13 protein-coding genes and 2 tRNA genes are annotated in these 15395 nt (G+C 72.3%); 8 read left to right on the top strand and 7 right to left on the bottom strand.

Annotation, left to right across the window (positions count from 1 at the left end):
* Positions 1-134 precede the first annotated feature (134 nt).
* Positions 135-1001 (top strand): ricin-type beta-trefoil lectin domain protein, encoded by an 867-nt coding sequence (locus ACIP37_RS13790; RefSeq protein ID WP_400806831.1) that lies wholly within the window; start codon positions 135-137, stop codon positions 999-1001.
* A 25-nt stretch (positions 1002-1026) separates the two neighbouring features.
* Here ACIP37_RS13790 and ACIP37_RS13785 read toward each other — a convergent pair whose 3' ends face one another.
* Positions 1027-1389, bottom strand: a complete 363-nt coding sequence (locus ACIP37_RS13785) for a nuclear transport factor 2 family protein (RefSeq protein WP_400806834.1) — start codon at positions 1387-1389, stop codon at positions 1027-1029.
* Between the two features lie 318 nt (positions 1390-1707).
* Between ACIP37_RS13785 and ACIP37_RS13780 the strand changes: the two genes are divergently transcribed.
* On the top strand, positions 1708-2505 hold the full coding sequence (locus ACIP37_RS13780) for a DUF2785 domain-containing protein (RefSeq protein WP_400806837.1): 798 nt from the start codon (positions 1708-1710) through the stop codon (positions 2503-2505).
* Positions 2506-2566: 61 nt separating this feature from the next.
* Here ACIP37_RS13780 and ACIP37_RS13775 read toward each other — a convergent pair whose 3' ends face one another.
* On the bottom strand, positions 2567-3655 hold the full coding sequence (locus ACIP37_RS13775; protein WP_331744823.1) for a hypothetical protein: 1089 nt from the start codon (positions 3653-3655) through the stop codon (positions 2567-2569).
* Positions 3656-4087: 432 nt separating this feature from the next.
* Positions 4088-5116: a serine hydrolase domain-containing protein gene (locus ACIP37_RS13770; RefSeq protein ID WP_363584414.1), complete on the bottom strand. Its 1029-nt coding sequence runs from the start codon at positions 5114-5116 to the stop codon at positions 4088-4090.
* A gap of 510 nt (positions 5117-5626) precedes the next feature.
* On the opposite strand from ACIP37_RS13770, the gene ACIP37_RS13765 reads away from it, so the two are divergent.
* Both ACIP37_RS13765 and ACIP37_RS13760 read left to right on the top strand, forming a co-directional pair.
* On the top strand, positions 5627-6550 hold the full coding sequence (locus ACIP37_RS13765; protein ID WP_363627738.1) for a hypothetical protein: 924 nt from the start codon (positions 5627-5629) through the stop codon (positions 6548-6550).
* 290 nt (positions 6551-6840) lie between these two features.
* Positions 6841-7500: a polysaccharide deacetylase family protein gene (locus ACIP37_RS13760; protein ID WP_363584418.1), complete on the top strand. Its 660-nt coding sequence runs from the start codon at positions 6841-6843 to the stop codon at positions 7498-7500.
* Between the two features lie 111 nt (positions 7501-7611).
* Here the strand turns inward: ACIP37_RS13760 and ACIP37_RS13755 are convergent, their stop codons facing one another.
* A complete protein-coding gene (locus tag ACIP37_RS13755; protein WP_331744814.1) occupies positions 7612-8424 on the bottom strand; it encodes a hypothetical protein in 813 nt (270 codons plus the stop codon).
* 194 nt (positions 8425-8618) lie between these two features.
* Between ACIP37_RS13755 and ACIP37_RS13750 the strand changes: the two genes are divergently transcribed.
* Positions 8619-8689 (top strand) — tRNA-Cys (locus tag ACIP37_RS13750).
* Positions 8690-9075: 386 nt separating this feature from the next.
* Here ACIP37_RS13750 and ACIP37_RS13745 read toward each other — a convergent pair.
* The 3 genes from ACIP37_RS13745 to ACIP37_RS13735 form a co-directional block, all read right to left on the bottom strand.
* The gene (locus ACIP37_RS13745) at positions 9076-9762 is read right to left on the bottom strand and encodes a triacylglycerol lipase (protein WP_363584422.1); all 687 of its coding nucleotides are present in this window, start codon (positions 9760-9762) and stop codon (positions 9076-9078) included.
* A 338-nt stretch (positions 9763-10100) separates the two neighbouring features.
* A complete protein-coding gene (locus tag ACIP37_RS13740) occupies positions 10101-12485 on the bottom strand; it encodes a hypothetical protein (RefSeq protein ID WP_400843804.1) in 2385 nt (794 codons plus the stop codon).
* Positions 12486-12488: 3 nt separating this feature from the next.
* A tRNA-Gln gene (locus ACIP37_RS13735) sits at positions 12489-12560 on the bottom strand.
* 109 nt (positions 12561-12669) lie between these two features.
* Here ACIP37_RS13735 and ACIP37_RS13730 point away from each other — a divergent pair.
* From ACIP37_RS13730 to ACIP37_RS13720, 3 genes are read left to right on the top strand one after another with little or no spacing between them, the layout of a single operon-like run.
* Complete coding sequence (locus ACIP37_RS13730; RefSeq protein ID WP_400843801.1) at positions 12670-13029, top strand: hypothetical protein; 360 nt, start codon at positions 12670-12672, stop codon at positions 13027-13029.
* 48 nt (positions 13030-13077) lie between these two features.
* Positions 13078-13932, top strand: coding sequence for a glycerophosphodiester phosphodiesterase (locus ACIP37_RS13725; protein ID WP_331744803.1), 855 nt, complete (start codon positions 13078-13080; stop codon positions 13930-13932).
* Entirely contained in the window at positions 13929-15368 is a 1440-nt protein-coding gene (locus ACIP37_RS13720; RefSeq protein ID WP_363627741.1) for an MFS transporter, read from the top strand. Before ACIP37_RS13725 ends, ACIP37_RS13720 begins: the two co-directional genes overlap by 4 nt.
* The last annotated feature ends 27 nt before the right edge of the window (positions 15369-15395 follow it).

The raw sequence follows: 15395 nt of genomic DNA, 5'->3' as shown, positions 1-15395 counted from the left end.
GTTCCCGCCGCGCCGCGAGGCCCCGGGCAGGGTGGCGTCAGCCTTCCGCATCCGAACCGCCGTTGTCTCGGCGCTTCGCCGTGTCGCGGCCGGAGGTGGCCCGATCGGGTGGCGGCGGGCCCGGCTGGTCCGTCATGCGTCCGATCACCGCTCGCCCGTTCGGCGCCGACGGCACCCAGGGCTCGCACTGCTGGAACAGCACCGGCGAGGGCCAGCACCTCCAGTGCGCCAACAGCACCGTCAACCAGGGCCGCCCGGTCACCGGCCACATGTACGCCTTCCAGGTCCGGATCGACCCGGCCACCCACTGGGTGACGGCCACCGTCACCGACGAGACCGCCGGCGCCTCCTTCGTCCTCGGCTCGGTCCTGCTCCCCGAGTCGCGGCAGATCAAGCACGACTGGAACAGCTGGGTGGAGTACTTCGACTGGAACAGGCCCGCCTACGTCTGCGACGACAACGCGTACTCCGAGAACCGCTGGGACCCGATGACCGGCAACGGCGGCACCCTCACCGCCACCAACACCGGCACCTCGACCAGCGGCGCCTGCGACGACATGATCCGCCAGCGGAAGCAGCCCGACGGCACCCTGCTCACCGAACTCGGCCTCGGCCAGTCCGCCCGCTGGCCGCTCCGGTTCGCCAACGGCGCCTGCCTCGACCGCGGCGGCACCAACGGCGCCATCAGCTACCGCTGCGCCACCACGCCCAACGCCAACCAGCTCTTCGTCTTCGCCCGCGACGGCAGCCTGCACACCGCCCAGGGCAACGAGTGCCTGGCCGCACCCGCGGCCGTCGGCGGCCAGGTGGTGCGCGCCGCCTGCGACGGTTCCGCGGCCCAGCGGTGGAGCTACGACGGTGCCCGCCGGGCCGTGGTCAACCCCGCCGGCTGGGCGCTCACCTCCAGCACCGCGGGGCGCAACGGGGACCCGGTGACCGCACGGCCCGCCGACGGCAGCCCTGAGCAGACCCTCACCGCGGTCGTGCGGACGGATGCCTAGCCTTCCTGTCCCGTGAGGTTGGGGGCTACCGGGGTGCGGCGGCCTGGCGCAGGTGGCGGCTCACGTCGCCGACCAGCGTGAGGCGCACCCGGCGCTCCGCGAACTGCCATTGGCCGCTTTGGAGTTCGAAGCGGTCGTGGTAGCGGGCGGCGGCGATGGGCTGCAAGGGGAAGCCGGGCAGGGCCCGGAGGACGGTGACGTATGAACGCGCGACGGCCGTGCCCGCCGGTTCGTCGACCTCGACGGAGAGGTTGGTGGTGACGTGCTGGGTGCGCGGGTGCCGTCGGCGTAGACGACCTGCGGGCGGGCGTTGGTCTGGCCCGCGAGCGTGATCGGCCGCCCGTGGTCGAGCGACAGGTACGTGTCGGCGTCGTCGGCCCCGCGCCACACCTGGATGAGGTCACTGTCGTCGGCGCGCGCCTCGCCCATGATGCCGCTCGCCGCGACGGGGACGTCGTCCTCGATCTCGTCGGCCCACCTGCTGCTCTCACCGGGCGCCTCGGCGTACGCCGAGGAGTTCGAGAACACCAGGACGGCGAGCGCGGTCGTCACGGTGACGGCGGCCAGGCGCCACTTGGACGGGGGAGTGGGGGCGGGAGGCCGGGGCGATGGGCGTCCGACGTCCCGCGGCACTGTCGGTCACAGCAGCGGGCGGATCCGGATAATCGCTGGTCACGCCGTCCGTGGCGGGCTAGCCTCGCTGCTCGTGACTGACTGGTACAAGATCTACTCCGACGCATGTGCGGTGCCCCCGGGCGGCGATCTGGACGAGCTCACCGCAGAACTGGCGGAGTGTCTGTGGGATCCGGACCCGGAGGTGCGCGACGGCTACCCGTACGTCGTGCTGCGGACCTGGATCGAGCGCGACGTCATCGACGGCGACCGGCGGGTCCGCCTGGGCGATGACATGGCGGCCCGCTTCGCGGCCGGTTCGCCGATTCAGGCCCGCACGTTCGCGCCGCTGGTCCTGGACATGATCGTCAGCCGCGGGGACCTCCGGCAGGAATGGCTCGACGCGTTCGTCCGCTGGTACCCCGCGGAGAGCGATCTGCGCGGCCACGACGCGCAGTTGGGCTGGCTGCACGCGGTGGCGCACGGCGCCGACCTGCTCGGTGCCCTCGGCTGCCACCGCGAGGTCGAACCGGTCGAGATGCTGGACCTCGCGACCGCCCGGCTCCTCGCGCCCACCGACTACCTGTACGCCGAACGGGAGGACGACCGGCTCGCCCGTGCGATCGCGCTGACCCTCACCAACCCGAAGCTCACCGCGGACCGGTCCGTCGCCTGGCTCGACGACATCGGCGCCGACTTCCGGGCCGTGGCCCGGGGCACCACCCCGACATACGTGTCCAACGCGCTGCGCACCCTGCGGATGCTCTACCTCCTCACCGACCTCGGCGTCCCGCCGCAGCCGGGGCAGCCGCCTCGTCAGGTCCCGCATCGCGACGCGGTCAAGCGGCGGCTCGTCGAAGTACTGGCGGACGACGCGAAGTCCGTCGGCTGACAGCCCCGCGCCGCGAGCCGTCCGGGCCTCCACGCCGTCGCCCGCCGGTGCCCTCGTCCCGCTACCGGATCCTCTTCTCGACGATCGCGTGGTCGGGGAAGAGACCGCTGCGGGCTCCGTTCCAGTTGATGTCGATGCTGAACTCGTTGACGGTGGCGTTGATCGCGGGGGTGTCCGTCGACGGCGCCAGGGCGCCGGCGGGCTGGCGCCACCCGTCCCAGGTGTCACCGCCGGTGGAGGAGGTGTTGATCCAGACGTAGCCGTCGGCCCCGATGCAGGCGAGCATCTGCCGGCGCTGGTTGGCGTACTGGGGGTCGCCCGGGGCGACGGTGTAGTCCTGGTACCCCATCCGCGCGGCCGACACCCCGGAGATGCACACGGCCCCGCCCGGTACCTGGCTCGCGGTTCCGGTCGCCCCGGTGGCGGGGTTGCGCCAGATCTGCCAGACGTGGTTGTCGGTTCCGACCAGGTAGATGTGCTCCATCTCGCCGCCCGCCGCCTCGTTCCAGGTCATGATCGGGCTCGGTCGCCGGGTGCCCGTCGTGCCGCTTCCCTGCGGCCCCACGTGCCACTGGCTGTTGGGGAAGCTGATCGCGGTCTGCGAGCGGGTGCCGTCCGGGCGGGTGTGCACGCTGGTGATCCGGTAGAGGCCGTTGACGTCCGCCCAGTCGAAGAGCACCGTGCTGCCCAGGCTCTCCAGGGAGATGCCGCCCCAGGCGGCGGCGTCACCCTCGATGCGGTGCCACGGCTCCCACTGGTTCGCGGACGGGTTCTGCACGGCGGTCCAGTAGATCTGGTTGTCCACCCCTTGGTGGGCGACCATGACACGGTCCTGCCACTGCACGATGGCGGGGGAGTAGTAGCTCTGGGCCTGGAAGCCGCCCAGCGGCTGCCAGGCGCCGTTGTTGAACCGGAACCAGATGCCGTTGTCGAGGCCCCTGGTGACGTCGTAGGTGTTGCCGTTGACCGTCACCGTCTTCATGTAGGACAGGCTGCTGACGCCGACGCCCCGCCAGTCCAGTTCCACCGCCCCGGCAGGGGCCGGGGCGGCCAGGAGCAGGACGCCTCCGGCCATCGCGGCCGCGATCGTGTTCCCCACCCGGCGCAACGCCGTCGTCCGTCGCAGCGGGTGAGCAGTTGTCCGGTGCACTTCGGGCTTCCTTTCGCTGAGGATCCCTCGGCTCCCCCCGAGCGAACGTGCAGGGGCGGCAACCGGGATTCCGCGGACTCGGCCTTCTCGCCGTGCAAGAACCGTAGTTGCCGTGCGGCTCCGCAGTGTGCTCTGCGCGCACTCGTCGTTGACGGTCAACGCAGCAGTGGCCGAACCAGCCGCCGACGCGCCGCCGCACCCTGAGTTTCGGCGAAGCGGTTGAGGGCGATCGGGGCGGGCCGATCGGTGGGCGGCGGGCCGTCGGCGGACTGCTGGCAATGGAGTTGGGACTGCCGGACAATTCTTCTCCTGGGACCGGTGAGTTCGGGCGGCGGCGCGTGCAGGGGGTTCTGAGAGTCGCCGCGACCACCGACGCCATCCTGGAACTGGGCGACGCCAACCACGGCCACTCTCACTACGGAGCCTCGGCCGTCACCTGCACAGGGTGGCGTCGAGGAGGGCCAGGACATCGGAGGGGCCCTGCTTGGTGGGCGCCGTGTCGGCGGTGACGGCAACCGTGACGGCGCGGCCGTCATCGGTGACGCCGGTGCGCGTCTGGTAACCGGGGATGTCACCGCCGTGCCCCCACATCAGGCCGCCGCAACTCAGCGGCGTACTGGTCACTCCCAGCCCGTACCGGGCACCGGGCCACATTCCGCCGGGGACCTCGACGGTGGTCCGCATCTGGGCGAGCTGTGTGGGCTTCAGGAGCTTGCCGCCGAAGAGGGCGGAGAAGAATCGGTTCAGATCGCTCGGGGTGGAGATCACCTGCCCGGCGGCCCAGGACCAGGAGGGGTCCAACTCGGTGACGTCCTCCAACGGCCCCCCGGGCTGCGCGTAGTAGCCCTGGGGGTGTGCTTCCCGGATGCCCTCGTCGCCCGCGCCGGGGAAGTAGGTGTGGCGCAGTCCGATGCGTTCGATGATCCGGTGGGTGATCTGCTCGGCCAGCGGACGGCCGGTGACCTTCTCGATGATCAGGCCGGCCAGGAGGTAGTTGGTGTTGCTGTACGCCCAGCTGGTCCCGGGGGCGAACAGCGCCTTGTGCGCCAGCGCCAGGTCGAGCAGGGTTCGGGGCTGGAGGTAGGTGTGGCGCTCCGTGCCGACGAGGTCGCCCACGAAGTCGACGTAGTCAGGCAGTCCGCTGGTGTGCTGCAGCAGCTGACGTACCGTGATGTGGCGGCCGTCGATGCCCTCGCCGCGCACCAGGTTCGGCAGGTACTGCTCGACCGGGGCGTCGAGGGCGACCTTGCCTTCGTCGACCAGTTGCAGGACGACCGTGGCGGTGAACGCCTTGGTGTTGCTCCCCGCCCGTACCTGCCCGTCGACCGGCACCTTCTTCCCGGTGCTCAAGTCTGCGACGCCGGCAGCGTAGTTGCGGGTGCGCCCGTCGCGGCCGAGGTCGGAGGCCAGGGCGGCGGGGTACTTGTCCTCGTGCACCAGGCGGTCCAGGCCTTGCCGCACGACCTCACCCGGAGCCGCGGGGCTGTGCCGCGGACGCGGGCAGAGCGCCTCCCACGGCCAGACCGGTGGCGACCGTCACCACCACCATCGCGATGCCTCGCCCCGGCCCGGACGACGAGGCGCGGGCACGTCGAAGCGGGCGAGAACGATCGGTCATGGGGGAACCCTCCTTGTGCACCCTGCCGGATGCATCGGCAATTCGTATGCCTTCAGCCTGGGTGTTCAAGATCCACCGATCCATCCGGGCAGCGGGCCCATGCGAGAGGGGGATAACCCCCGGTCGGGGCCGTCATGGAACCCTTTTCCGGGTCCAGCCGTGGAAGGCCTCGGTGGTCCTGGCCGCACTTCGTGCCGGCCGTCGGCGGGAGGATTTGAATATGATCCGGCCGCTGGCGTCAACACGCTTGGTGTGTCAGATAGTTGTGGTACGTTCCGTGACCTAACCACAAATAGGTGACCCCGGCAGCGCGCCAACGCTCCGGGGCCCGGCAACAGGAGAAGCACCTCCCGATGCGCGTCCATCGTAGCGCCCACGTGCGCGATTTCACCGTGCTGCCCAACACCGTGCTCCAGTACCGGCGGCTGTCCTACACCGCTCGCGGTCTGCTCGCGGACCTCCTCTCCCGCCCGGACGGCTGGCGCGAGGACGGCCGGCACATGGCCGACACCAGCCCCCAGGGGCGCTGCGCCATTCGCAAGGCGCTGAAGGAGCTGGCCGAGGCGGGCTTCTACCGGGTCGAGAAGATCCGGATGCCCGACGGCACGATCATCACCGAGACCCACGTCCACGACACCCCGCAGCTGATGCCGCCGGGTGCCAACCGTCCGGCCCCCGGCGAAGGGACCACCGGCGGCGCTGACGCCCTGGTAAAGAACCCGGTGAAAGAACCCTCCCTCCCCTCCCGGCAGTCCGGAGAGCCTGGCGCCGCCCTGGGGGCGGAAAGGCGGGAGGGGGACTCCGAGAAGGACGCGCCGGACGAACGGCTCCGCGAGGCGGTCGCCACCCTGTTCCGGGTCATCCGCCCCGAACCGCGCCTGAGCCTGGGCGAGGCCGAGGCACGCGAACTCGCGCCCCTGGTCGCCCAGTGGCTGGAGCGCGGCAGCACACCCGCCGACCTCGCCCGGGCCCTGCTGCCGGGCCTGCCCGCCCCGGTGTACTCGGCGGTCGCGGTGCTCCGCTACCGCCTGGAGCGCAAGATGCCGCCCGTCCGGGCCGCCGCACGGCCCGCAGCGGCCGGCTACGCCGAGTGCGCCCAGTGCCACGACCCCGTCCCCCAACCCGGCATCTGTCGCGCGTGTGCGGGCCTCGTCAGCCGCCCTGCGGACGACAGCCGCACGACGGGAATCGCCTCCGCAGGCGCGGCGCGGGTCCGGGCCGCGCTCGATGCCGCCAGAGCCGCCGCACGGGCACCGGCCGCCGTCGCGGCCAGGTGAAACGTCGGCCGGTTCCGGACGGGGCGGAACCGGTATTCGGGCCGTGCGGGCCGGGCACTCGTCGGGCGACTTCTGGGCTGGCATCCGGGTGAAATGGGGCGGAGTCGCCTGGCGCGAATGGAAGCCGGGTACGACGCTGCCAGAATGCAATTTCCCTGAAGGCCACCTGCACAGGCGGTGCCGCCGGACAGCTGGAGCAGAACATGCGAATCATTCGACCACGCAACAGTCCGGAAGAAGCGGCCGGTGGAGGTGCGGGGCGTTTTCCGTGGACGCTGATGTACCACTCGGTGGCGTCAACGAGTGAGGATCCCTATCTGATTACCGTCGACCCTGCGCGCTTTCGCCGCCAGCTGCGCTGGCTGTCCGCCCGCGGGCTGCGCGGGGTGTCGGTCGGCGCCCTGATGCGCTCGCACCGGGGTGGTGGCGCGGCGGGCATGGTGGGGCTGAGTTTCGACGACGGATACCGCGACTTCGTGGAGGAGGCCATGCCCGCACTGGCGGAGTACGGCTTCACGGCGACGGTCTACGTGGTGGCCGACCGGCTGGGCGGATACAACGACTGGGACCGGCAGGGTCCGCGCAAGCCGCTGATGACGGCGTGCCAGGTCCACGAGGCCGCCGCCGCCGGGCTGGAGATCGGCTCGCACGGGCTGACGCACCGGCGGCTGGCGGGCCTGGGCGCGCGGGAGCTGGCAGCCCAGGTCGCCGACAGCCGCCGCGTGCTGGAGGACCTGACGGGGCAGGCGGTCGAAGGGTTCTGCTACCCGTACGGTTCGCTCGACGCCGCCGCGGTGGAAGCGGTGGCGCGAGCCGGCTACGGGTACGGGTGCGCGGTCAGCCCCGGGGTCCACAGCGGGGTGTACGCGCTTCCCCGCTGCTACGTCGGTGACCGGGACGGGCCGCTGCACCTGGCCGCGAAGCTGGTGCGCGACCGCTGGCGGCGCTGACGGCGCTGGCGGCGCTGGCGGCCGGCGAGGACCTGCCGGCGACGAAAACCTGCCGGGCACCGCGGAGGGCGGTGCCCGGCAGGGCGGTGGTCGGCGGGCGGTGGCGGAAGGTCAGTGGGCGGTGGCGGCGGGTTCCAGATGCAGCCAGGACTCGTGCCACAGCAGGGCGCAGCGGCGGTCGCAGCCGGTGGCGAGCGGCTCGCCGCCGCAGCGCAGGCCGTTGAGGATGAACCAGCGGCCCTTGGTGGGGTGCTGCCACCAGGCGAGGGAGCGGTGGCGCAGTTCGGTGGCGCTGTGGCGGGTGTCGGCGTGGAGCTCCATGCCCGGCTGGAAGGGGACGCCGTCCAGCCGCCCGTCGGGGTCGAGGGTGGCGTGGATCTCCGGGAGGCTGCGCACGGTCGCCCAGAGGGCGGCGGGCCGAGCGGCGGGGACCGGCGCGGGGGCGGGCTCCAGCCATTCGTCGCGGAACAGCAGGGCGCAGTCCAGTCCGCAGCCCTGGGCCCCGTCCGCGCCGTGGCAGGTGGCGCCGGCCAGGGCGACGGTGCCGGACAGGCGCCGCACGCGGTAGTGGTCGTCGATCATGCGGCGCACGATGCGTTCGACCTGGTAGACGCCGCCGCAGAACGACCACTGACTGCGGGTGAACCACAGGCCGCGGTGGCGGTCCTTGGCGTCGAGGGTGGCGCGCACCGTGGCCTCGTCCTTCACCCGGACCCAGTCTCCCTCGGTGAAGCGGGAGGGCCGGCCGGGCGTCGGGACGGCGGCGCGGCGCTCACGCAGGCCTTCGCGGACGATCCGGGCGCGGCGCACGACACCGAGCGGGGGAAGGTCGCGCAGGGGGAGGCTCTTGTACTGGCACCGGTTCGCAGCGGTTCCGCAGCGCAGCTCCGTGGTACGGGTGGACCATGATTCCTCGACGGCCATCAGTGAAATCCCATCGGGTCGGAGATATCGGCACAGGCTAGCGCACCGCGACTTTTCCGCGCTGGCCCGCCGGACCCTGTCGACACCATGTCGAGAGAAATAGCACTAAACGCATTAAGGGTCTTCTGGAGTGAAAGCTCGGCGTCGCCGGGTAATCCCCGTTCATGTGCGTGTAATGTTTCCCTCGTTGCCGCGGTGGAGTGGCTGAGTGGCGAGGCGACGGCTTGCAGGGCCGTTTAGATGGGTTCGATTCCTATCTCCACCTTTTCTTTCCGGCGATTTCGCCCGTATTCCTGGTCCATGGATTGTCCGGGTTCGCGCTCTGATTTATCGGAGAGCCGCGGCCGACGGCCCGAGTCGGTGGCCCGCGCAGCGCGGCCCACACTCTCCCGTTGTGGACGCCATGGAGTCAGTGATCCGCCCGGCGGTTCCGGCCGACCTGAACGCCGTGGCCGAGATCTTCGCGCACTACGTCCGCCACACCGTGGTCACCTTCGAGGAGGCCCCGCCACCGGCGGCCGCCCACGGGTTTGACCGGGAGGCGACGCAGATGTGCTCGTCGCGCCGTTGTCGCGGCGGGGCCGGCCACCGCGCCGAGGATCTGTACACGGCGGGTGGCCGGTGGTGCCGGGGCGGTGGTGTGGCTGTGTGTCAGCTGGTCAGGATCGCGGTGACCTTGTCGAGGACGTCGGGGTTCGTCAGGAAGTCGTTGTGCTTGAGGCCGTCCGTCTCGATGTTGGTGGCGCCGTTCAGCTTGGTGCTGGTGGTCGGGGAGATCTGCTCGTCCTTGGGGGACCAGAAGGTCGTGTACCGGGTGGGACCCGGGGTCTCGGTGTCCTGGTTGAGGTGGCTGATGACCCACGAGTTGGGCGTCATGTCCTTGCACCCCTGGTCCCAGAGGGCGCAGAGGTAGCCGAGGGAGGTGCCGTGGTTGGGGCCGGCCAGGGAGATCCAGTTCGCGACCTTCTGGTTGCCGCCTCCGAACTTGATGTACCAGCGGCTCGGCAGGCTGCCCAGGCTGTGGGCGACGATGTTCACCTTGGCAGCGCCCGTCTGGCTCAGAACGTTGTCGACGTACTGGGTCAGTTCGCCGGCCAGGACCTCGTTGGTCGACCGGGAGGTGTCGTAGCCCCAGGCGAAGGCCGGGACGTCCTTCGAACGGAGGCCGGTCATCAGGGTGCCCCATACTCCGGGGTCCGCGTTGCGGCCGTGGATGAGGATGACGGGGATGTGTGCGGTGTCCGCGTGGGCCGGGACGGCGGCCCCCGGTCCGGTCAGCAGGGCCGCGGTTATGGCGGCGGTCAGGGCGGTTGCGGCGGCGGTGGTGGGGCGACGCATGTGTGCTCCGAGGTTCGTCGGCGGATGGACGGCACGGATCGTGGGGGCGCCCGCAGGATGGCGGGTGCCCCCGTGTCGCGCCAAGCGCATCATCGGCGACGGGGTGCCGAATGGGCGGAGAGCGTTCGACCTTCACTCGATCGGGTGATTTGTGGGCGCGGGTCGCACTCGTTCGAGGACCGTCCTCGGTCAGCAGCCACCCACCGACGAAGACCACCCCACCGGACGGCCGACCTGCTGGAGCTCGTTCGGGTCGCCGCCCAACCAGCCGAACCCGCCGGCGCCGACGGCTTCCTGGTTTGGCGGCGGCGGGTTCGGCCTGGGCGGTGCGCGGGTGGTCAGGTCCTGGGGGCCGGGTGGAGCCAGTGCGGTCCTGTGGTCCAGCCCAGGAGACGGCGCCCGGCGTCCGCGTCCGCGGCGCCGCCGCGGGCGGCCTGGCGCAGGCCGGCCAGGGCGGGGGCGAGACGGGCCGCGACGTGGGCGGGGTGGCGGGCGGCCTCCCCCCGCAGTCCGGCGATGACCCGGGCCTGCGCGGCGGGCTCGCACAGGGAGAGGTGGAACACCAGCTGGCGCCACGCGTACGCCGCGTCCTTGATGGTGGACAGCGGCCGCGGGTTGTCGTGGATCCGGGCCGTCGCGCGGCACACGGTGGTGAAGCTGCGCCAGGCCAGGTCGTCCCAGCCCGGCTCGGGGCTGATGCCGACCCGGGTGACCAGGGTGGCCAGGTTGTGGGTGGTGAGGATCTGGGCCTGCTCGATGATCTTCCCGTTGGACGCGATCGACCATCCTCCGGACACCTCGGCGCGCTGCGCGCACAGCTCGGTGAACCCGGGGGAGGAGCGGGGGCGTCGGCCTCGCGCCGGGGCCTTGTTCGCCCTGCCTGCCTTGCCCGCCTTGTCTGCCTTGCCCGCCTCGGCGGTCGCGAGGTCGTGGACGGCCGCGTAGTCGATGGCGTAGTAGCGCTCGTACAGCGTGCCACCGAGCAGGTCCGCGGCGGCCCGGGCCGCCGCAAGGTACTTCGGGGTGAAGGTGCCCGTGAAGATGTCCGCCGCCAGTTCCTCCACGAACGGCGCGTCGAGCTCGGCCTGCCGGGCGAGCACGCCGAGTTCGCGCACCAGCGCGTTCGGCAGGAGCGTGCCGGGGAACGCCTGTACGGCCAGTTCGCCGAGCCGGCGCAGCGCGGTACGCGCGGGTGCGCGGCCGTCCTCGCCGACGCGGTGTGCGGCCACGGCCCGTACCCAGGGCAGTTCGTCGACCCGCACCTGCCCGGTGAGGTCGCTCAGGAGCAGCGAGCGGCGGTTGCGGAACGCCCGGTAGTTCGCCGCCATCAGGGTGCGCAGTGCCTCGTCCGGGTAGGACTGGGCGCCGGCCACGGCGACGAGCTGCGGGACCAGTTCGGCCAGGACCTCGGCCGAGGGCACCATGCCGCGCTCCACGAGCGTGTCGATCGGGGCGCTGAGCGCGGCTTCCACCACCTGTCGGATCGCTGCGGGCACCGGGGTGCCTGCGGGGAGACGGGTGGTGTGGCCGGCGGGGGTCGCGTGTGCCTCGTGCGCCTCGCGCGCCGAGACGTCGGCGACCAGCGGGGACACGTCGGCCACGCCCGTCTCCTGGGGCAGCCCGGAGAGGCGGCGCAGTACCAGCTGGGCGAGGTCGTGGTGCGAGGGCTGGGCCGCCTGCACGGCCTGGCGGGTGCGCAGTTCGGTGTGCCGGTCGGAGCCCGGCCGGCCGCGTCGGCGCACCATGGATGCCACCGCGTGCCGCAGCGGTCCGAGGCGGCGCGCGTCCAGCGGCCGGCCGGCGGCGGTCTCCGCCAGGGCGCCGCGCAGGATGCCGAGGTTCTCCTTCGGGTCGCGGTGCTTGGTGCAGCGGGTGTGGGCCGCGGCGAGTTCCTCGTAGCGGCGGAGCAGCACCGCGCCGCGCTCCGTCCAGGCGCTGTCGGGCGTACGCTCCAGGACCCGGCCGGCCTCGGCGGTCTCCAGCCAGTGGGCCAGCAGTTGGTCGCCGAAGGGCTGCCAGACGGTGAGCGCCTCGCGCTGCGCTTCCACGGCGGCGTTCGGCCGCCGGCCCGTGAGGGTCGTGACGGCGTCGCCGACCGTGCGCCGGTGCACCGCCTCGGCGTCCGGCGCGGGCAGCGCGGACGGCCGGGGGGTGAAGCGCAGCCGGTCGGCGAACGGCTCCAGGACGTCGACGAGTTCCAGCGCGCCGGCCGCGTCCCCGGCCCGCGCGAGCCACGCCACCGTCAGCAGCGCCGCCTCCTCCGGCACGGCGGCCTCGTAGCCGCCGCTGTCGAGCAGGTCGTACAGCCGGGACAGGCCGGGCTCGGTGAGGCAGTACGCGAAGAGCGCCCCGCGCTCGGCCGCCACCCCGGCCAGGGCCGCAGCCTCGTGCTCGTACGGCTGGAGCGGGCCCTCGGCGCTCGCGGCGGACGTGGCGAAGCCGCCCCGTACGACCTCGGGCGTCACCCAGGCGGGCAGCCCGGCCACCGGGGTGCGCGAGCCGATGGCCAGCCGGCCGTCGGCGATCCCGGCGAGCACGGCGCGCCAGCGGGCGACCCGGGCCTCGGCGTTGCGCCAGTTCTCGGCGTGGGAGTCGGTGCCGGAGTTGTCGTCGGGGTGGGCCGTCGAGGTCAGGAATGCGCGGGCCAGGGCCAGTTGGCGCTGCGGGTAGTGCGCGGATATCCCGGCCCCGGTAGGGTGCTGCTGGTCAGCGTCGTCGTCCATAGGCCGACGTGGCAGGTGCCGCCCCTGCGCCCTCCGGGTCCAGAGCCCGGTGCTCTGCTGCTGAGCTACACGTCGATGGCGTGAGCCTATGCGTCAGGTCGGCGGCCGTGCAACGCACTTTCGCTGTCTCCGCCGGGCTCGCGGCGTAGCCTGGCCCTTCGGGTGTCCGATGGGGGGAGCCGTCGTGTCGATCGAGTTCGTTCGCCGCCTGGACGGTCTGGTGTACCACTTCCGCGCGGACGGCGTGTTCAACGGCAGGCCGTCGTACAGGCGGGTGGACCTGGACGTGTGGTGCCGGTGGCTGCCGGAGCGGGGCTGGTGCACCGTCGGCGCCGACGGGGTCGCCAACTCCGGGCCGCTGGCGGGGCGGACGGGCGACCAGGAGCTTATCCCTCCGCTCGGCCCTTGGCGCAGCTGGAAGGCTGGCAGGTCGTACCTCTACGATCTGCGCCGCGTCGACGATCCGGGCGGTAGCGGTACTGCTGGTGCTGATGGCACTGATGGGACTACTGGCGGTACCGGCGGTACCGGCGTTACTGCTTGACAGGGTGCGTAATACTGTAACGCGCATCCCAGCAGCTCGGAGCACCACATGCACCCCTTCCTCGACCACCCCGGGCCGCTCGCCTTCGCACACCGGGGCGGTGACCTCGGCCACCCCGAGAACTCGCTCGCCGCCTTCGCGGCCGCCGTCGCCCTGGGGTACCGCTACCTCGAAACGGACGTGCACGCCACCCGCGACGGCGCGCTGGTGGCCTTTCACGACACCCGCCTCGACCGGGTCACCGACCGCACCGGTGCGGTGGCCGACCTGCCCTGGGACACCGTCAGGCAGGCCCGGATCGGCGGCACCGAACCCGTGCCGCTGCTGGAGGACCTGCTCGACGCGTTCCCCGGGGCCCGCTTCAACGTCGACGTCAAGGCGGCGGCCGCCGTCGGGCCGCTGGTCGAGACGATCCGTCGGACCGGCGCCTGGGACCGGGTCTGCGTCGGCGGCTTCTCCGACAGCCGCCTCGCCGCCGTCCGCGCCGCCGCGGGCCCCCGGCTGGCCACCTCGCTCGGCCCGCGCGAGGTGGCCCGGCTGCGGCTGCGTTCGCTGGCCGGGCCGCTGCTGCGGGGGCGTGGGGCGCGCTCCTGGGCGCAGTTCGGGTCGCGGTTCGGGTCGCGGTTCGCCGGGGCGCCGTTCGCCGGGGTGTGCGCGCAGGTGCCCGAGCGGCACCGGGGCGTCCGGGTCGTCGACCGGGCCTTCGTGCGCGCCGCCCACCGCCTCGGCCTCCAGGTTCACGTCTGGACTGTGGACGATCCCACACGGATCAGGGCTCTCCTCGGCCTCGGTGTGGATGGCATCATGGCCGATCGCATAGACGTCCTGCGGGACGTCCTCGGCGAGCGCGGCTGCTGGAGCGACGGCAGCACCGGCTCCAGCACGGTGATGGGATCCCCATGACGAGCACCACGGACAACCTGCCGGACCGTCTCCCGGACGATCTGCCGGACGGCCCGCCGGAGCGCGAGGCGGCCGCCGCCGATGACAGCGCCCTGCGCCGGATACGGTTCGGCTGGTACATCAACGACTGGGCCAACGCAGCCTTCTCGGCCACCGTCCTGACGGTGTTCCTCGGGCCGTACCTGACGACCGTCGCCAAGAACGCCGCCGACGCGGCCGGCGACGTGCACCCGCTCGGACTGTCGGTGCGCGCCGGGTCGTTCTTCCCGTACACGGTCTCCTTCTCCGTGCTGCTCTCGGTCGCGGCGATGCTGCTGACCGGCACGGTCGCGGACCGCACCGGGCGGCACAAGGAGCTGATGTGCGGCTTCGCCTACGTCGGCGCGGTCGCCACGATGGGGATGTTCCTCCTCGACGGCGACCGCTACCTCCTCGGCGGCGCACTGCTGGTGGTCGCCAACATCGCGTACGCGGTGTCGGTCGCCCTCTCCTACGCCTACCTTCCCGGCCTGGCCACCCCCGACGAGCGCGACGCGGTCTCCTCCAAGGGCTGGGCCTACGGCTACGCGGGCGGCGGACTGCTGCTGATCGCCAACCTGGCGCTGTTCCAGGGCCACGACGCGCTCGGCCTGTCCTCCGGCACCGCCGTGCGGATCTGCCTGGCCTCGGCCGGCCTGTGGTGGGCGCTGTTCACGCTCGTCCCGATGCTGCGGCTGCCCTCCCGGGCGGGCGCGGCCCCCGACCGCACCCCGGTCGTGTCCGGCCGTACCCCGGCTGCGCCGGACCGGCCCGCCGCCGGCAGCCTGCGCGAACTCGCCCGCACCCTGCGCGGGATGCGTCAGTACCCGCTCACGCTGCTCTACCTGGGCGCCTTCCTCTGCTACAACGACGGCATCCAGACCGTCGTCTCCCAGGCCTCGCTCTACGGCAGCGAGGAACTCGGCATGGACCAGACCTCGTTGGTCGCGGCCGTGCTCCTGGTCCAGATCGTGGCGATCGGCGGCGCGCTGCTCCTCGGCCGGATCGCCCGCCGCTACGGCGCCAAGCGGACCGTCCTCGGATCCCTGGTCGGCTGGGTGGCCACCCTCGCCCTCGGGTACTTCATTCCCGCTCACCAGCCCGTCTGGTTCTTCGTCCTGGCCTGCATGATCGGCCTGGTGCTCGGCGGCAGCCAGGCGCTCTCCCGCTCGCTGTTCTCCCACCTCATCCCAGCCGGCCGGGAGGCCGAGTACTTCAGCGTCTACAAGGTCAGTGACCGCGGCACCAGTTGGATGGGCCCGCTGCTCTTCGGCCTCGCCTACCAGATCACCGGCAGCTACCGCTCGGCGATCATCTCCCTGCTGGTGTTCTTCCTCATCGGCTTCGTCCTCCTGCTGAAGGTCCCCGTCCGCCGCGCCATCGAGGCCGTCGGCAATCCCGTTCCCGAACGGCTCTGACGCCCCCGGCCCGGCCGCGCCTACGGC

This window comes from Kitasatospora sp. NPDC088861, assembly GCF_044750105.1.
Taxonomy (GTDB): Bacteria; Actinomycetota; Actinomycetes; order Streptomycetales; family Streptomycetaceae; genus Kitasatospora.
Note: the sequence above shows the minus strand (reverse complement) of the source record. Positions and strands in the feature narration are given on the sequence as shown.

Excerpts from the sequence above, each read along its gene's own strand:
- ACIP37_RS13790 (WP_400806831.1), top strand. The coding sequence starts at position 135 with ATGCGTCCGATCACCGCTCGCCCGTTCGGCGCCGACGGCACCCAGGGC.
- ACIP37_RS13765 (WP_363627738.1), top strand. The coding sequence starts at position 5,627 with ATGCGCGTCCATCGTAGCGCCCACGTGCGCGATTTCACCGTGCTGCCC.
- ACIP37_RS13755 (WP_331744814.1), bottom strand. The coding sequence starts at position 8,424 with ATGGCCGTCGAGGAATCATGGTCCACCCGTACCACGGAGCTGCGCTGC.
- ACIP37_RS13745 (WP_363584422.1), bottom strand. The coding sequence starts at position 9,762 with ATGCGTCGCCCCACCACCGCCGCCGCAACCGCCCTGACCGCCGCCATA.
- ACIP37_RS13740 (WP_400843804.1), bottom strand. The coding sequence starts at position 12,485 with ATGGACGACGACGCTGACCAGCAGCACCCTACCGGGGCCGGGATATCC.
- ACIP37_RS13725 (WP_331744803.1), top strand. The coding sequence starts at position 13,078 with ATGCACCCCTTCCTCGACCACCCCGGGCCGCTCGCCTTCGCACACCGG.
- ACIP37_RS13720 (WP_363627741.1), top strand. The coding sequence starts at position 13,929 with ATGACGAGCACCACGGACAACCTGCCGGACCGTCTCCCGGACGATCTG.